The organism is Acinetobacter sp. CIP 102129, from assembly GCF_000368305.1.
Taxonomy (GTDB): domain Bacteria; phylum Pseudomonadota; class Gammaproteobacteria; order Pseudomonadales; family Moraxellaceae; genus Acinetobacter; species Acinetobacter parvus.
This window is the reverse complement of sequence record NZ_KB849339.1, coordinates 249913-266249: the sequence shown is the minus strand read 5'-3', so window position 1 is coordinate 266249 and position 16337 is coordinate 249913. Positions and strand designations below refer to the sequence as shown.

Sequence of the window (16337 nt, the reverse complement as noted above, 5' to 3'; positions counted from 1 at the left end):
AAGGCAACACCAAATGAATTTTATGATCAACATTTACTAAAAGTAATGGCAGCATAATTTAAATATTTAGAGCGGATTTATCACTTATAAAACTGAATTGAGTGGTCTAATTAACGGAACCACATTAGACTATCATCAGGAAATTCAATGCCCTATTACTTCTTTTTGGGCCTCAGATGATGAAATTGCAACACAGGCAAATGTTGAGGATTTACTGCGTCTTTACCCCAATGCAAAAACTAGGCTCATCGAACTTGACCCTAGGAAATATGGCTATAAAAAGATTGGACACATGCTGATGTTTAAAAAATCCCATCAGAAACTATGGCCAGTTTTGGAAAATGAGTTAAAAAACTTGAATTAACAACACTCTTTACCTTAACAATATATACACTTTTACGCAGCTAAACTTGTAATCCTGTTTAGATGCGTCTTTTTCTCTTTCATCTCTGTACACGACAAATTTCACAGAACTCTTATCCTATACCTATTTTCTTAATAAAAAATAATGCAATCTGCAAAACAAGACAATATATCACTTTTACTTATATATATTTTCATTAAAAACCATTGCAATTATTCAGTTTTACTTCAATTTTTTGATTTACTCAACTTATACTAAGTTCGGTTGTAATGTCGTGAGAGTAATATGCAAAAGGATCTTGAGATCGAGGCAATGAGAGAGTCTGCCGACTCAATTGTAAATGTGCTGAAGTCTCTGGCAAATACGGATCGTTTAATCATCCTGTGCCACTTGGCCAAGCAGGAACTGAATGTTTCCCAGATTGAAGTGCTTACCCACATTTTCCAACCAACCCTTTCCCAACAGTTAATGATGCTCAGAAAAAGCAAGGTAGTTACGACACGTCGTGAAGGCAAACAAATTTTTTACTCAATTAGTGACCCTAAACTCCAGGTCGTTTTAAAGACTCTATACGAAAACTACTGTCCAAATATATAAACCTTTTGCTTAAATAAGCAATTGCTACTGAATCGCTTTAGCTTTTTATATTAATAATATATATTTATATATAATATAAATTATTTATGCATAAAACGGTTCAACCTGAATATGTCCATCTTTCCTGCACTGAAATGGCTAAAGACTTATCACCCTAGGCACTTTAAGGCTGATGTAGTTGCTGCATTAATTGTACTTGCAATGTTGGTTCCCCAAGGAATGGCCTATGCCATGCTTGCAGGGCTTCCACCAGTGATGGGTATCTATGCCAGTATTCTACCCATGATCATCTATGCCTTTACAGGCAGTAGCACCACACTGTCGATTGGTCCTGTTGCCATCATCTCAATGATGGTTTTTTCAGCGCTTCAACCTCTTTTTGCCGTTGGCTCTACCGCCTATATTGAAGCTGCCTGTCTACTGGCGATTATGGTCGGAATTATTTCACTGATTTTAGGCCTGTTCCGTTTTGGCTTCCTGATCCAGCTCATTAGCCATCCCGTTATCAAAAGCTTTATTATTGCATCTGCATTATTAATCGCTTTGGGACAATTTAAGTTTCTGCTCGACATTCCATTACAGACCAAAAATATTCCAGAGTTTATTGGAAGTTTGGTCATTAACTTCCATCACATCAGTTTTCTAAGTATGGGCGTGAGTTTAGCGGCAATCAGCATACTGGTTTTTCTGCCTAAATGGGTGCGATCAGATTTTTTAAATAAGACCATTCCCCTGTTATTGGTTTTAAGTTCAATTATTGTTGTGTATGCATTCAATCTGGATCAACATGGGCTGAAAACTGTTGGGATCATTCCGACAGGTCTGCCAAGCTTTCATTTTCCAACATGGAATCTTGATCTGGTTCAGAAACTACTTCCCAGCGCATTTATGATTGCCATGATTAGTTTTGTTGAGTCACTGGCGATTGCGCAGGCCACCGCATTGCAAAAGCGTGATGACCTCAATAGCAATCAGGAGCTGATCGCTCTAGGCTTGGCCAATATTGCGGCAGGGATAAATATGGGATTTGCAGTTTCAGGAAGTTTGTCCCGTACGGTTGTCAATAGTGATGCAGGTGCAAAAACGCCTATGTCTGGGGTCATGTCCTCATTATTGATGATTGCGGTCAGCCTTTATTTCACCAGTTTTTTTCAAAATCTGCCGCTAACAATTCTGGCTGCCACGATTTTTGTCTCCATCTGGAAACTGGTCTCATTCCTACCCTTTTTTGAAACCTGGAAATATTCCAAGGCCGATGGGCTGGCCATGTGGGCCACATTCCTTGGTGTCACCTGTATTGATATTTCGACAGGACTTGTGATTGGAATCATCCTTACATTTATTCTTTTATTATGGCGGATTAGCCGTCCACATATTGCTGTGATTGGTCTGGTTGAGGGTACACAGCATTTTAGGAATGTATCCCGCTATGATGTGCTTACCACAGAAACAATCGCATCTTTCCGTATTGATGAGAACCTTAACTTTCTCAATGCGCATGTGCTAAAGGGCTATATCATCACGGAACTCAGCCATAATCCACAGATACAGCATGTGGTGATTAACTGTTCCAGCATCAGCAATATTGACCTGAGTGCGGTGGAAATGCTGGAAGAGCTTAATGGGGAATTATTGCAATTGGGAATTCAGCTGCATTTATCTGAAGTAAAGAGCCCAGTCATGGATCGGCTCAATTCATCCAGATTAATCAATATGTTAAGTGGAAAAATATTTTTATCCCACTATCAGGCCATACAAACACTTTCACCTGAAATCCTGCACCCATAAATCCATCTTTTTAGCTCTTTTTTCATACAAAAAGATATGCTAGGTTTCTATAAAAAACTTTTAAAAACATTGTGTTATTTTTTATAATATTTTTAGCGTAATGAGGATGCAAAAAAAATTTATTATTCACGGTTCTTGGGTATAGAATACCGCGCTTGTTTAACCTGAAACCGTGCACTGGTTTGTAAGGCCTTTATATGTTGAATGTATTGTCTCGCTTAAGCTTAGTCAGCAAAATTATTATCGCTATTTTTCTAGGGATTGGCGTGGCATTGCTGTTCCCTGGCTTTACACCCTACCTAAGTTTATTAGGTGAATTGTTTATTAAAGCATTAAAGTCAGTTGCACCGATTTTAGTGTTTGTTTTGGTGCTTTCCTCAATCGCAAATTTTCAGGTAGGACAAAACTCAAATTTGAAACCTGTATTGGTGTTATATGTGGTTGGAATGTTGCTTGCCGCATTCAGCGCCGTAATTGCCAGTATCGCCTTTCCAAGCCAGCTATTCCTGCATCTGGCAACCGAGACCACCCTACAGGCACCTGGAAGCCTTACCGATATTCTAAAAAATCTGCTGTTAAGCTTTATTGCCAATCCCGTTCAGGCGATTAGTGAAGCGAACTTTATTGGTATTCTGGCGTGGGCAATTGGTCTGGGACTGGCCCTGCGACATGGTTCAGATTCAACCAAGCAAGTGTTGACAGATGTTGCTGATGCGGTCAATAAGATTATCCATACCGTGATTGGTTTTGCTCCTGTGGGTATTTTTGGTTTAGTGGCAGTGACCTTTGCCGATGCAGGCTTGGCAACGCTGTCCAGTTATGCACACTTGTTGATGGTTTTAATTGGAACAATGATTTTCGTGGCATTGGTCATCAATCCAGTTCTGGTTGGTATTACAATGCGTGCAAATCCCTATCCACTGGTGTTTAGATGCCTCAAAGAAAGTGGGATTACCGCATTTTTCACCCGTAGCTCAGCCGCCAATATTCCTGTCAATCTGGATCTGGCGCATCGTTTAGGTGTGAATGAAGCGATGGCGAGTGTTTCAATTCCATTGGGTGCAACCATTAATATGGCAGGCGCGGCAGTTACCATTACGGTATTAACACTTGCCACGGTAAATACCCTAGGCATTCATATTGATCTTAGCATGATGCTGATTCTCTCTATTGTCGCAGCAGTTTCCGCCTGTGGCGCTTCAGGTGTTGCGGGTGGTTCTCTGTTACTTATTCCTGTTGCATGTAGCTTATTTGGTATATCATCAGAGATTGCGATGCAAGTCGTTGCAATTGGTATGATTATTAGTGTATTGCAGGATTCAACCGAAACCGCGTTAAATTCATCGACCGATGTTCTGTTTACTGCTGCTGTAGATTTCCGAAACCGCTAGAATTAGTAGTTTGAGCTTGCTATGCCTTTACAACGTTTACCCAACTGGATTCAATTTGGTGCTTTCCTATTGGCATTAAATGCAGGCATGGTAAACGTTCTGGGTTTATTCACGGTTCTACACCAGTCCGTTTCACATATGACAGGCAATGTCAGTATGCTCGCAATGAGTCTGCTTGACTGGCGGCCTGAGCATTTTATCTATCTAAGCCTTGTCATCCTTTGTTTTGTCATTGGGTCTTTTTACAGCGGCCTGATTCTTGGCAATGGTCACGTGACCTTTGGTAGACATTATGGCGTGCCGCTTAGTCTGGTTGCCATTTTCCTGCTTCTTACCTGGTTACTGTTGCCATTTTTCCCCCGTTATGGGCTGCTGTGGGCATGTGTGGCAATGGGCATGCAGAATGCGATGGTCAGCCATTATAAAGGCGCAATTATCCGTACCACGCATTTATCTGGTGTCTTAACCGATATTGGTCTGACACTCGGATATAAGGCCCGTGGCTTAAAAGTTGAAAATCGCCGTATTTCCTTACATGTATTGATCTTTATTGGTTTTTTAATGGGTGGACTGATTGCCAGTTTGCTTTATCCTTATTTAAAATTACAAACCTTTCTCATACCCGCAGGTTTAAGCCTCGCCATGAGTATGACATATTGGATCGTTTATTTTCGTTCTTCTTCTCACCCAAATCTGGATTGAATTATGGTTAAAAATGCACTGCAAGCGCAATTATTAAAAGCAGGTTTAGTTGACAATAAAAAAGCAAAGAAACTGACCAAGCAAGCCCAGCATGAACAGCGCACTGGACAGAATGATGATGCGACATTAAAAGCGGAAATTGACCGTGTCAATCAGGAGAAACTGGCAAAAGACCAGGCACTCAATCTGGAAAAACAGCGTGTATTGGAAGAAAAAGCCCTTAAGGCATCTATTATCCAGATGATTAAACAACATAAGATTAATCAAACTGACGGTGATGCAGTTTACCAGTTTATTGATGACAGCAAGATCAAGAAAGTCTATATCTCACAACAGGTTTATAATGCGCTGGTTTCAGGCTCGCTTGTGATTGCAAAGGATCAAGAGAGTTATGCATACCTCCCTAAAGCATTGGCGGAGAAAATTGACCAGAAAATGCAGGGCTTTATCATTGTGAATAATAATACACAGACCAATGATCAAACAACGGACGAGGAAGACCCATACGCAGCCTATGCGATTCCAGATGACCTGATGTGGTAATCTATTTTTAACAAATGTTAAAATTTCTTAAGAATCGTATATAAAATGTGACCAAATTATCATAGCAGCGTTTAACACCTTAAAATTCCACTTCAAGAATTTTAAGGTGTTTAGGTTTGGATTATTTAAATTTTATAGCTGATATTCGAAGTGAACTAAGCCACTATCCGTGGCTAGAAACCTTGCTTGCCTTGATTGTTCTCGTCCTCTTTGCCTCATTAGCGAACTTTATTGCCAAGAGAGTGATTGTTCGGGGTATCCGCTATTTAGTCACCAAACTAAAAACATCGAACCAATCCATTTTTGCCGAGCACAGCATTATTCGCAGACTTGCCAATCTTGTTCCTGCCCTTGTGGTTATGAATGGGGTTACCACCATTCCTCATCTTTCACCCAAATTGATCATGTTTATTCAGATGGGTGCCCAGGCATTCATTTTCCTCACCATTGCACTGACCATCAGTGAAGCACTGAATATCTTTAACCTGATTTATCAACGTAATCCAAAATCACGGAACAAGCCGATCAAGGGTTATCTACAGTTGATCAAGCTTATTTTGTTCGTTGTGTGTGGTCTGATGATTCTGGGTACTTTCCTTAAAAAAGATGTATTCACCTTGCTCGCTGGCTTTGGGGCCATGGCGGCAGTCCTGATGCTGGTGTTCCAGAACACCATTTTATCCTTGGTGGCGAGTGTACAGATCGCCTCTTATGACATGGTGCGGATTGGTGACTGGATTGAAATGCCTTCTTTAAATGCGGATGGTGATGTCATTGATATGTCATTACATACCGTGACCGTACAGAACTTTGATAAGACATTTACCACCATTCCAACCAATAAACTGGTGACAGATACCTTTAGAAACTGGCGTGGTATGAGTAATGCAGGTTGCCGTCGCATCAAGCGGTCACTTTTTCTTGATCAAAGTAGCGTACATTTTATGAGTGACGAAGAGCAGCAAAAGTTAAAAGAGTTCTTGCTATTGGATCAGTATCTGGATGCCAAACAATCTGAAATTGAGGATTTCAACAAACACCTGAGCAATCAGTCGCGCTACAACCAAAGACGTTTAACCAATCTTGGCACATTCAGGGCATATGTTGAGTTTTATCTGAAACAGCATCAGGGCATTGCCCAAAACCAGACATTATTGGTCCGTCAGTTGCAGCCGATCAGTGAGGGCTTGCCTTTGGAAATCTATGCATTTGCAAATACAACAGCATGGGCATCTTATGAAGCAATTCAGTCTGATATTTTTGATCACTTGATTGCGATTATTCCTGAGTTTGGATTGAGAATTTATCAGGCACCATCAGGTCATGACTTTCAAAACCTGAATATTGGGGCTGCAAATCCAACCTCTCTTACAGGTCTGAATGAGGGCTGAGATAACTTTTATACCATTTCCAAATGAATAAGCCTCCCCTTATGGGAGGCTTACTAAAAACTAAAAACATTGAATCTGCTTTCAATGATGAAATTATAGAACTGAGTATCAATATGGAAAATTAAGATTTATTCTCAATTCAATGAACACTAAGTTCCTCATCTTTTGCAACGACCACCGCGGTCAGAATCGGGATACCAAGAATAATAGGAACAGCAATAATCCATAAGTCAGTGGTTAAGGCACTCGAAAAGAAAAAGTGAATAACAATTGCGGCTAAAGCCAATACTGAAAACAAAATAGCCATGAATCGAATTGCAAATTTAACTAACATCTTTTAATCCTGTTTGGTTCTGGTGTTGTCTTTCAGTATACGCCTGTTTTAACAGATGTATTCGGTTTTTAATATGTATGATTAAAATATTTAGGCGTCCATTTTTCGACATTCAATTGCACATTGACGACATAACGCATTAATGCCTATTTTCTTCATTAAAGTACGTGTATGACGTCGTCCTATAAGTTGAGTATTCAAAATAAACATGCGAAAAATTCTTTTAGAAAATTAGGCTTAGCTTGTTTATAGATGAAATTAAAACAGACGTACACATGGTTATTTTTTTATGGCAACTTATAATGGTCGTTGACGGTTCAATAAATCACCTAAGCTTTAGGCTGGACAAATGTCTCATTTTTAGAGATACGCTTTTCTCATCTATCAAGATCAATTTTCTGCTATCCTACCCCAAGAAACTGAATCAGTACCTTAAAATTAGAGGAAAAGCGAAATGCTGCAATGGTTTGAAAAACGAGTTGATCCCTATCCCACGAAAGACTTAAACAAACCATTGCCTACCACGTTTTTTGCTTTCGTTTGGCAAGCCACCAAAGGCATTCGCCCTTTCCTGTTTTTATTGATCGCCTGTACCGCAGCGGCGGCCTGCTTTGAAGCATTGTTCTTTTCCTATATTGGAAAACTGGTTGACTGGCTGACCAAAAGCCAGCCCAATACCTTTTTACAAAGCAACCAGCAAAATATCACCATTCTGATTAGCATCCTGTTTGCCAATATCTTCTTTGTCAGTCTGCAATCTGTTATCAAGCACCAGGTTTTATTCAGTAATTTTCCAATGCGTCTGCGCTGGCGCTTTCACAATCTGTTACTTCAACAAAGTTTAGATTTTTTCCATACTGATTTCGCAGGGCGCCTTTCAGCCAAGGTGATGCAAACCGCTTTGGCCGTCCGTGAATTCTGGATGATCCTGGGTGATATGCTGGTTTATGTACTGATCTACTTTATTACGATTAGTCTGGTACTTGGTTCAATCTCCCCTGTACTCATTATTCCTTTGATTTTATGGCTGGCTCTATTTATCGCGATTGCCAGTTATTTCATTCCCCGTCTGGGCAAAGTCTCGCAGGAACAGGCTGATGCGCGCGCAGTGATGACAGGTCGTGTCACCGATGCCTATACCAATATTCAAACGGTAAAACTGTTTGCCCATGCAGGCCGTGAAAGCCAGTATGCCAAAGAATCCATGCAGGAATTTATGGTCACTGTTTACAAGCAAATGCGTTTGGGTGTGAAATACCAGATCAGTATTCGCCTATTAAGTGCCTTTCTGTTTATTGGCGTAATTGGCACTTCGGTCTGGCTGTGGACACAGGGTCAGGCTGCGATTGGTGTGATTGCAGCAACCACAGCAATGGTGCTTAAACTTGATAGTCTTGCAGAATTCATTATGTGGCATGTCACTATGCTGTTTGAAAATGTCGGTACCATTCAGGATGGCATGAAAACCTTAGGTAAACCGATTCAGATTCAGGATAAACCACATGCAAAACAGTTAACCGTTCAGCGCGGTGAAATTCGTTTTGAAGATGTCAGTTTTGCCTATAACCAAAAGAATGTCATTGATCATTTCAATCTCACCATTAAACCAGGCGAGAAAATTGGGATTGTTGGTCGCTCTGGTGCGGGAAAATCCACCCTGATTCAACTGCTTCTGCATTTCTATAATATCAAACAAGGTCGTATCCTGATTGATGGCCAAGATATTCAGGAAGTCACACAGGATAGTTTACGTGCTAATATTGCCCTCGTGACTCAGGACACCTCTCTACTGCATCGTACAGTTGCTGAAAATATTAAGTATGGTCGCCCCAACGCGACTGAGACCGAAATTCAGCTTGCTATTAAAAAAGCCAAGGCAGAAGAATTCATCCCCCAACTGACTGACCAAAAAGGTCGTGTTGGCTTTGATGCCTATGTGGGTGAGCGTGGGGTCAAACTGTCTGGTGGGCAACGTCAACGTATTGCAATTTCAAGGGTTTTCCTAAAAGACGCACCAATTTTAATCTTGGATGAAGCCACTAGTGCACTTGACTCAGAGGTCGAGGCAGCCATTCAAAGCAGTTTAAATGACTTGATGGTTGGCAAAACGGTTATTGCAATTGCACACCGTTTATCTACTATTGCCCAAATGGATCGTCTCATTGTGCTTGATCAAGGCAGAATCGCAGAGCAAGGTACACATGAACAGCTCATTACTCATGATGGCTTGTATGCTCAGCTATGGAAACGTCAAACGGGTGGTTTCCTGGTAGATCAGCGAGTGACTCAGGACGCAGAATAATGTTGTATTTAGAAGACTTAAAGGTTGGAGATCATTTCATCAGCCGTGAATATGAAATGACACTTGATGAGGTGAAACAGTTTGCTGGTCAATATGACCCACAACCTTTTCACCTGGATGAAGAAGCTGCCGCACAGCATCCTATCTTTCAGGGTTTGGCGGCGAGTGGATGGCATACCTCAGCAGTCACCATGCGTTTATGGACTGAATGTTTTCCTGTCGCAGGTGGTTTGTTGGGCACAGAGTCCAGTTTACGCTGGCCCCGTCCAACCCGTGTTGGCGATAAAATCCATGTTGAAATTGAAATTACGGCAATTGTGCCATCTAAAACCAAAATTGATCGTGGTATCGTCAGCTATGTCACTCAGGCTTTGAACCAACATGGGGATGTGCTATTAATATCCACAACCAAAATTATGGTCTTCAGAAAACCAACCTGATTTTTGAACGATTAGGTGACTCCTTTGTCCAACAATTTTTATGATTGATAATTTTATTTCATGTAAAGATGTTTAAAACTTATATGTTTAAAAGATATTGGCAAAATTGATGAGCGCCACGGAAAGCACATGAAAACAACCTCAACTCGTCAAGATCAAGGCATACCAGGCGTCTATGGCTTATTGCTATTAGATGTTGTTTCTCGTTGGGGATATAACGATGAAACCTTATTTGCTCCATTTCGTTTAACCAGTGAGCAACTGGCCGATCCAAATTACCGAATTCCAACACCGATTGCGAATGAATTGGTGAAGCATTCTTTGCGCCTAACGGGTGAAAGCACGCTTGGCTTTCATTTAGGTACACAAATGCGAATTTCAATTCATGGCTTCATTGGCTATGCCATTATGACCGCGCATGACATTACCGATGCGATTGCGCTCGCCAGCCGCTTTATTCAGTTACGCTTGCCTTTTTTACAGCTCTATTTTTCTACGTTTGGACCTAAAGCCACCTTGCAGTTGCAGTGTGACATTGAAGTTGAACCTTTACGCACTGAAATTATTCTCGGCCTCACCATCGGCATTATGACCATGGCAAGAGCATTGACAGGGATAGAAGATTTAAAAAGTGATGTTGACCTGGATTTTCCTGAACCTGCGGGTTTTGACAAATATAGGGATAAATTAAGCAGTACCATTCGCTTTAACCAACCACATCTGATTTCCAGCTTTGATAAAAAATATCTTGGCTTAAAGATGGTCAATGCTGACCCAATTGCCAGCCAGATTGCCATTAACCAGTGTGAAACTGAACTGTCTGCTCTAGGCGAGCGTCGCCGTCTGGCCATGCGTGTCCGTGATATTTTAACCAATTCTGAACAGCATTATTTAAGTATTGAAAGTGTTGCTGAACGTCTGCATATGTCTGACCGCACCTTAAAGCGTCAGCTTGCAGCTGAGGGTACATCTTTTTCAACACTGGTGGATGAAGTGCGTTATCGTCATGCCACTTCTCTGCTGTCACGTACAGATTATAGTCTGGAACAAATTGCAGATGAATTGGGTTATTCTGATGTGGCAAACTTTAGCCGTGCCTTTAAGCGCTGGAGTGGTCGTAGCCCAAGCAACTGGCGTAAAGACCCTTATTTATAATATTGCAAAGTGCTTCATTTTAAATACTTTTGTTTTGACCAAAAAACCTGTATAAAACCAGACAAAAATGATGAGACAGATTGTTAAGGAGTTGTCATGAACCATCCAGCAGATTTGAAATATGCGCGTACGCATGAATGGGTAAGAATTGAGGGTGACCTGGTTGTTACGGGGATTAGTGACCATGCACAGGATGAGTTGGGCGATTTAGTCTATGTGGAAACACCAGAAGTAGGCAGCCATGTGACTGCAACTGAACAGGCAGGTATTGTTGAATCAGTCAAAACTGCTTCTGACATTCATGCTCCTGTTTCAGGTATAGTGGTTGAAGTAAACACTGCGCTTGAAGATGATCCTGATTTCGTCAATGAAGAGCCGTATGGTAAAGGCTGGATTTATAAAATCAAACCAGACAACATCGCTGATGTTGAAAAACTGCTTTCCAATGAAGAATACGAATCAGGTTTATAATTCTTTATAAACTTGAAGATAAAAAGCCCAGTCATATTGAACTGGGCTTTTTTTATCCTAGGACATGATTTGGCAGGAGTCGTTGTTGGGATTGGCAATCAAGTCAATAACTTTAAAGTCGGTGATGAAGTTTACGCCAAAACTGATCAGGTCGGTGCTTTTGCAGAATTTACCACGGTGAAACAAACTTCACTGGGTCAAGGCCTTAGGTGCAGATATTATTATTGATTACACCACGACTGATTTTGAACAAGTACTTCATGATTATGATGTGGTTTTTGATACTCAAGGCGATAAGATTTTAACAAAATCCCTGAATGTACTAAAACGTGGTAGGTAAATCATCCGTATTTCTGGACCTCCTGATCTAAATTTTGCGGAAGCTATCCATGCAAATTGGTTACTCAAAAAAGTGATTCCGCTACTCAGTTGGTCAATCCGTTGCAAAGCCAAACAGCGTGGTATTGATTATTCATTTTTATATATGCAGCCCAATGGAGCGCAATTAACCCAAATCACACAATTGGACGAAGCCGAAAAGCTTAAACCCATCATTGATCAAATCCATGATTTTGATCAAGCCCAAGAAGCACTGCAATATGTCAATACTGGACGATCAAAAGGAAAAGTTATTTTAAAGATCAAGTCATAAAAGCACCACTTTTCAATCATATTTAAATTGTTCATGTACTGTATGAACAATTTGAATATTAAGTTTAACCACACGCTCACCCTATTTTTTGCTACCATCCTCACCTAAATTTAATTTGTAATTTTTCACGCTTATGACCCTATCTTATCAACAGCAACTTCAAGAGAAAGTTGAACGCATTACCACACAATTTGCGCCGTTCACCCCTCCAACTTTAGAAGTGTTTCAATCACCTGAACAACATTTCCGTATGCGTGCCGAATTCCGTCTCTGGCATACCGAAAATGATTTGTTCTATGCCATGTTTGAACGTGCTGAAGATGGTAAACAAAAAGAAGTTATTCGTGTGGATGAGTTCCCAATTGCGGATCAAAGCATCAATGATTTGATGCCACGTTTATTAGAAGAATTAAAAGCAATTCCTATTTTATCAGAACGTATTTTTGAAGCTGATTTCCTCGCCACATTGAGCGGAGAAATGTTAGTGACTTTAATTTATCATCGCCGTTTAGATGCAGATTGGGAAATCGCTGCGAACGCTTTAGCAGAAAAGCTGAATATTAAAATTATGGGGCGTAGCCGTGGCCAAAAAGTGATTATTGGTGACGACTACGTGGTTGAACAACTCAATGTTCATGGTCGTACTTTTAAATACAAACAAATTGAAAGTAGCTTTACACAACCCAATGCACAAGTGTGCCAACATATGTTGGAGTGGGCATGTGATGCTGCTGAAAGCTCTGAGAAAGACCTATTAGAATTGTACTGTGGTAATGGTAATTTTACCCTGCCACTCTCTTTGAAATTTAAACGTGTACTAGCGACTGAACTTGCTAAATCTTCAGTCTACGCAGCGCAATGGAATATTGAGCAGAATCAAATTGATAATATTCAAGTAGCGCGTTTATCAGCTGAAGAGTTTACTCAGGCGTATCAAGGTGAAAGAGCGTTTAGACGACTCCAAGAAGCCGAAATTGATATTCAAAGCTATGACTTTGATACGGTATTTGTCGATCCCCCGCGCGCAGGGATTGATGACGAAACGTTGAAACTATTACAAGGCTTTAAGCGTATTCTTTATATTTCATGCAATCCAGATACCTTGCATGATAATTTAAAAATACTCAGTCAAACACATCGTATTATAAAATTTGCGATGTTCGATCAATTCCCTTTTACTCATCATGTGGAATCTGGTGTATTGCTCGAAAAGATTTAAACAAATTATTGCAAAGCAACTATTAAAAGTGGAGAGTTTTCATAACTCTCTATTTTTATTCAAAGTTTTTACTAGAAAAAAATGATGTTTTTCAAAGATCAAGTCATTCTACTGTCATAATTTCGTTAGAAACAAAAAGAATCATCGAAAAAACTGAAGTTCAACTGCTGCTTTTATCACTTAAGCTGACTTGTATTTTATTTTAAAGTGACTATATTTCGATCTATGTTAGGTTGTATATGAAGGCTCTATGAGTTTTTGGCAAAAATTGTTTAATGCAGATCAGCAATATAATGAACACAAGAACCAAACCTCTTGCGTTGAAAATGATTATTCTTGCAAATCAAATGAACAACTACTGGATGCTTTAGTCAAAGCATCAGATGAAGATGTGATTAAAGGCATCAAAAAAGTATTGATTTCCCGAGGCTACAGTCGCAAGGAATTACTTGCACTCACTAAGCCACCAATCCAATAAAAATAAAATTCTCCCTAATCTCTTAAATGGGATTAGGGACAATCTTTCCGACTCACTTCCCCAACAATTGGCCCTAAATTAAAAGTCTTGTCATGACGTTTAGTTTGGGACGAATATAAACTTGAAATTGAACCATCCAGATACAGCGCATTATCCACTTTTAGTTGTTGCTTAAAAAATTGTGCAAACTGATAGAAACTGACCCGTTGTTGCGAAATCACGAAATACAATTGATTATCCTTGATCCCCACACCATTCCTGATTTTTAAGGAATTTGAGTCAGGCAAGAACTGGCGATTCATTTTGCCATTATTTACCAGCATAGGTCCTGACTGAGTGGCAAACTGAGGCTTAAACCCATCATGCTTATATTCCGTGGTTGTTTTAATCACCGCTTGTTGATCATTCCAGGCAACCACCCCATTCGGTTGCATAAAGAAGTTACCAAAACCTGTTTCTTCATTTAACTGATTTATTTCCTTTCCATTTTCGACATATAACCCAACAGGTTGAAAGTCAGCATGATACATCCCTGCATTCATGGCAAAATTTAACTGTGCACATTTTGGCAACTCCCGTTTAATATTAGAAAACTTCTGGTAATAACGATCTGTCTTAGGACTTTTTAGGAACAATTTAAGCTGTCTCAGATCCTCTATTTTGATGACCTCATATTGAACATGTTGTACGTTAAATGTTTGTTGCCGCATTGCGTAAGTTGCTGGAACAATTGCCAATCCCAATACAATTAAAAGATATTTTTTCATTAGGCTATCAAACTTTCTTTTTCATATGGATTATTTTCACACAATCAGGAAAAAAACAAGGCTCTAGTCTAGACCCTTATAAATATATAGGACTTACGCACTGTTATTTATAGACTTTCTGTGGTAGCAGATGATTTTTATCGAGAATAAAGTCATCAATGAAGTTTTTGATCATTGGTCTAAATAATTTCTTCTGCCAACGATATACATTTTCAAAGATCTGCTCAAACTGGTTCTTTTGTATCTCCACGTAGGCCATCAAGGCTGAAAAAATATGATTCAAAATCAGTTTAGATCGTCTTACCTGAAACTTCTCAAATGGGTAATGTACAAGTTGCTGTAGAAACATGTTTAGTTCGTCTGATCACAGATACTTTATAAACTAGTTGAATACTTTTTTGAATCCGTCAATGCGTAAGTCCTAATTTATTTTCCGTACTGCTTTTTCAGGTACTCAACAATCTTGGCTGACTCAAACATCTTCACGCCTGTGTTTGGATCAACCAGATATGGCACCTGAATATCACGCCCCATGACTTCAACCACTTTTTCACGCTTACCATTAGGCAGTGGAATATAGTGGCCTGGTTTCAAACGTAAAACCGCAGGTCCCATATCTTGCCAGCGTTCTTTTGGTACATTATGTAGTACATAAGGGAGTTCTAATTCGGTTAAAACTTCACGCACTAAACGTGTATAAGGACTTGCCTCAAAGCTCCACAACTCTAATAACTTTTCTGGAGCGGGACGATCTATAATCTGCTGGTCAATCCAGATACCACGACCCACATTGGCAACTGAAGCCAAAGCCGAAATATACGGAAGCTTTGGATAGTGGCTGAATTTCCTAGGAGTTTGCCCTGTTTTACCATAATGCTTGAATAGATAATGAATAATCTCTTGTGACTCATAAAGTTGAGCCCCTGTATTTTCATCAATTAAAAATGGAAACTGTTTTTTTCCACCTTTATCTTTTACAATTTGGCGATACTTCTTCCCACCTTTAGGACATGGATAAATTTCCACATCCAGATTCAGCAAGGTAATGACCTCTCGAACACGGCGGCAAAATGGTGAACCCTCAAATTCATACAACTTTAAAGGTTTTGCTGGCTGCTTAGGTCGTGGTGTCCCCATCACACCCCGCCCCCCCTCAATCAGGCTTGCGGCAACAGATTGTAAAACCTTAATTTGATGATTCACCATTTTCAGCATATCGCGATCCTTTTAACAGTCGACTAACTTTTCTTTAGCAATCACAATTCCGTTATTATCCGCATAGATATAATCACCAGAACTGATTGTTACTCCACCAAAATACAAGGTAATATCAACTTCACCTATGCCTTTACGGTTACTTTTTTGTGGAATTGCAGCCAATGCATGAACCCCTAAATCCAGTTCAGCAATCGCGTCAACATCACGCACACAGCCATAAATCACCACACCATTCCAATGATTCTTCACAGCTGATTCAGCAATCAAATCGCCCATTAGCGCGCAACGCATGGAAGCCCCACCATCCACAACCAGCACCTTGCCTGTACCGTCAGTTGCCAATAGCTCTTTTACACGTGAGTTATCTTCAAAACACTTGACTGTTACAACCTGCCCACCAAAAGTTTTACGCGCACCATAACTTTTAAAGAATTTTCCATCCAGGCTTGGCGTGACCACTTGCAGGTCTTTCTCAGGATTATCATCTAACAGGTCACAGGTTACAAAAGGGATTGTTGCCACTGA

The 16337-nt window shown here is 40.1% G+C and carries 16 protein-coding genes and 3 pseudogenes; 14 read left to right on the top strand and 5 right to left on the bottom strand.

Annotated elements, in window-relative coordinates; all coding sequences use genetic code 11:
• Positions 1-127 precede the first annotated feature (127 nt).
• From F973_RS02820 to F973_RS02790, 7 genes and pseudogenes are all read left to right on the top strand, one after another.
• Positions 128-364 (top strand): annotated as a pseudogene (locus tag F973_RS02820) (alpha/beta hydrolase); the annotation flags it as partial.
• 285 nt (positions 365-649) lie between these two features.
• Positions 650-961, top strand: coding sequence for an ArsR/SmtB family transcription factor (locus F973_RS02815; protein WP_004680927.1), 312 nt, complete (start codon positions 650-652; stop codon positions 959-961).
• 90 nt (positions 962-1051) lie between these two features.
• Positions 1052-2749 carry a SulP family inorganic anion transporter gene (locus F973_RS02810; RefSeq protein ID WP_212749540.1) on the top strand — a complete coding sequence of 566 codons (1698 nt, stop codon included), beginning with the start codon at positions 1052-1054 and terminating at the stop codon, positions 2747-2749.
• 197 nt (positions 2750-2946) lie between these two features.
• Positions 2947-4140, top strand: coding sequence for a serine/threonine transporter SstT (sstT, locus tag F973_RS02805; protein ID WP_004759895.1), 1194 nt, complete (start codon positions 2947-2949; stop codon positions 4138-4140).
• A 21-nt stretch (positions 4141-4161) separates the two neighbouring features.
• A complete protein-coding gene (locus F973_RS02800; RefSeq protein ID WP_004758226.1) occupies positions 4162-4842 on the top strand; it encodes a YoaK family protein in 681 nt (226 codons plus the stop codon).
• A gap of 3 nt (positions 4843-4845) precedes the next feature.
• The gene (locus F973_RS02795; RefSeq protein ID WP_004759893.1) at positions 4846-5385 is read left to right on the top strand and encodes a DUF2058 domain-containing protein; all 540 of its coding nucleotides are present in this window, start codon (positions 4846-4848) and stop codon (positions 5383-5385) included.
• Between the two features lie 116 nt (positions 5386-5501).
• Positions 5502-6776 carry a mechanosensitive ion channel family protein gene (locus F973_RS02790; protein ID WP_004759890.1) on the top strand — a complete coding sequence of 425 codons (1275 nt, stop codon included), beginning with the start codon at positions 5502-5504 and terminating at the stop codon, positions 6774-6776.
• Positions 6777-6915: 139 nt separating this feature from the next.
• Here F973_RS02790 and F973_RS02785 read toward each other — a convergent pair whose 3' ends face one another.
• On the bottom strand, positions 6916-7110 hold the full coding sequence (locus F973_RS02785; RefSeq protein WP_004677819.1) for a hypothetical protein: 195 nt from the start codon (positions 7108-7110) through the stop codon (positions 6916-6918).
• 454 nt (positions 7111-7564) lie between these two features.
• Here F973_RS02785 and F973_RS02780 point away from each other — a divergent pair, with 454 nt between their 5' ends.
• The 7 genes and pseudogenes from F973_RS02780 (at position 7565) to F973_RS02750 (ending at position 13827) form a co-directional block, all read left to right on the top strand.
• A complete protein-coding gene (locus tag F973_RS02780) occupies positions 7565-9412 on the top strand; it encodes an ABC transporter ATP-binding protein (protein ID WP_004759888.1) in 1848 nt (615 codons plus the stop codon).
• On the top strand, positions 9412-9852 hold the full coding sequence (locus tag F973_RS02775) for a MaoC family dehydratase (protein WP_004677821.1): 441 nt from the start codon (positions 9412-9414) through the stop codon (positions 9850-9852). Before F973_RS02780 ends, F973_RS02775 begins: the two co-directional genes overlap by 1 nt.
• Positions 9853-9981: 129 nt before the next feature.
• Positions 9982-11007, top strand: a complete 1026-nt coding sequence (locus F973_RS02770) for an AraC family transcriptional regulator (RefSeq protein WP_004677822.1) — start codon at positions 9982-9984, stop codon at positions 11005-11007.
• Positions 11008-11103: 96 nt separating this feature from the next.
• Positions 11104-11478: a glycine cleavage system protein GcvH gene (gene gcvH / locus F973_RS02765; RefSeq protein ID WP_004759885.1), complete on the top strand. Its 375-nt coding sequence runs from the start codon at positions 11104-11106 to the stop codon at positions 11476-11478.
• Positions 11479-11529: 51 nt separating this feature from the next.
• A pseudogene (locus F973_RS02760) lies at positions 11530-12130 on the top strand (zinc-binding dehydrogenase); the annotation flags it as partial.
• A gap of 133 nt (positions 12131-12263) precedes the next feature.
• The gene (gene trmA / locus F973_RS02755; protein ID WP_004759882.1) at positions 12264-13349 is read left to right on the top strand and encodes a tRNA (uridine(54)-C5)-methyltransferase TrmA; all 1086 of its coding nucleotides are present in this window, start codon (positions 12264-12266) and stop codon (positions 13347-13349) included.
• A 250-nt stretch (positions 13350-13599) separates the two neighbouring features.
• Positions 13600-13827: a hypothetical protein gene (locus F973_RS02750; RefSeq protein ID WP_004759881.1), complete on the top strand. Its 228-nt coding sequence runs from the start codon at positions 13600-13602 to the stop codon at positions 13825-13827.
• Between the two features lie 32 nt (positions 13828-13859).
• Here F973_RS02750 and F973_RS02745 read toward each other — a convergent pair whose 3' ends face one another.
• From F973_RS02745 to rraA, 4 genes and pseudogenes are all read right to left on the bottom strand, one after another.
• Positions 13860-14594, bottom strand: coding sequence for a phosphodiester glycosidase family protein (locus F973_RS02745; protein WP_004677827.1), 735 nt, complete (start codon positions 14592-14594; stop codon positions 13860-13862).
• A gap of 103 nt (positions 14595-14697) precedes the next feature.
• A pseudogene (locus tag F973_RS02740) lies at positions 14698-14913 on the bottom strand (IS701 family transposase); the annotation flags it as partial.
• Between the two features lie 107 nt (positions 14914-15020).
• Entirely contained in the window at positions 15021-15809 is a 789-nt protein-coding gene (locus F973_RS02735; RefSeq protein ID WP_004759879.1) for a glutathione S-transferase N-terminal domain-containing protein, read from the bottom strand.
• A 12-nt stretch (positions 15810-15821) separates the two neighbouring features.
• Complete coding sequence (gene rraA / locus F973_RS02730; RefSeq protein WP_004759878.1) at positions 15822-16334, bottom strand: ribonuclease E activity regulator RraA; 513 nt, start codon at positions 16332-16334, stop codon at positions 15822-15824.
• Between the last annotated feature and the right edge of the window lie 3 nt (positions 16335-16337).

Excerpts from the sequence above, each read along its gene's own strand:
- F973_RS02815 (WP_004680927.1), top strand. The coding sequence starts at position 650 with ATGCAAAAGGATCTTGAGATCGAGGCAATGAGAGAGTCTGCCGACTCA.
- sstT (WP_004759895.1), top strand. The coding sequence starts at position 2,947 with ATGTTGAATGTATTGTCTCGCTTAAGCTTAGTCAGCAAAATTATTATC.
- F973_RS02800 (WP_004758226.1), top strand. The coding sequence starts at position 4,162 with ATGCCTTTACAACGTTTACCCAACTGGATTCAATTTGGTGCTTTCCTA.
- F973_RS02795 (WP_004759893.1), top strand. The coding sequence starts at position 4,846 with ATGGTTAAAAATGCACTGCAAGCGCAATTATTAAAAGCAGGTTTAGTT.
- F973_RS02785 (WP_004677819.1), bottom strand. The coding sequence starts at position 7,110 with ATGTTAGTTAAATTTGCAATTCGATTCATGGCTATTTTGTTTTCAGTA.
- F973_RS02780 (WP_004759888.1), top strand. The coding sequence starts at position 7,565 with ATGCTGCAATGGTTTGAAAAACGAGTTGATCCCTATCCCACGAAAGAC.
- F973_RS02775 (WP_004677821.1), top strand. The coding sequence starts at position 9,412 with ATGTTGTATTTAGAAGACTTAAAGGTTGGAGATCATTTCATCAGCCGT.
- F973_RS02770 (WP_004677822.1), top strand. The coding sequence starts at position 9,982 with ATGAAAACAACCTCAACTCGTCAAGATCAAGGCATACCAGGCGTCTAT.
- gcvH (WP_004759885.1), top strand. The coding sequence starts at position 11,104 with ATGAACCATCCAGCAGATTTGAAATATGCGCGTACGCATGAATGGGTA.
- trmA (WP_004759882.1), top strand. The coding sequence starts at position 12,264 with ATGACCCTATCTTATCAACAGCAACTTCAAGAGAAAGTTGAACGCATT.
- F973_RS02750 (WP_004759881.1), top strand. The coding sequence starts at position 13,600 with ATGAGTTTTTGGCAAAAATTGTTTAATGCAGATCAGCAATATAATGAA.
- F973_RS02745 (WP_004677827.1), bottom strand. The coding sequence starts at position 14,594 with ATGAAAAAATATCTTTTAATTGTATTGGGATTGGCAATTGTTCCAGCA.
- F973_RS02735 (WP_004759879.1), bottom strand. The coding sequence starts at position 15,809 with ATGCTGAAAATGGTGAATCATCAAATTAAGGTTTTACAATCTGTTGCC.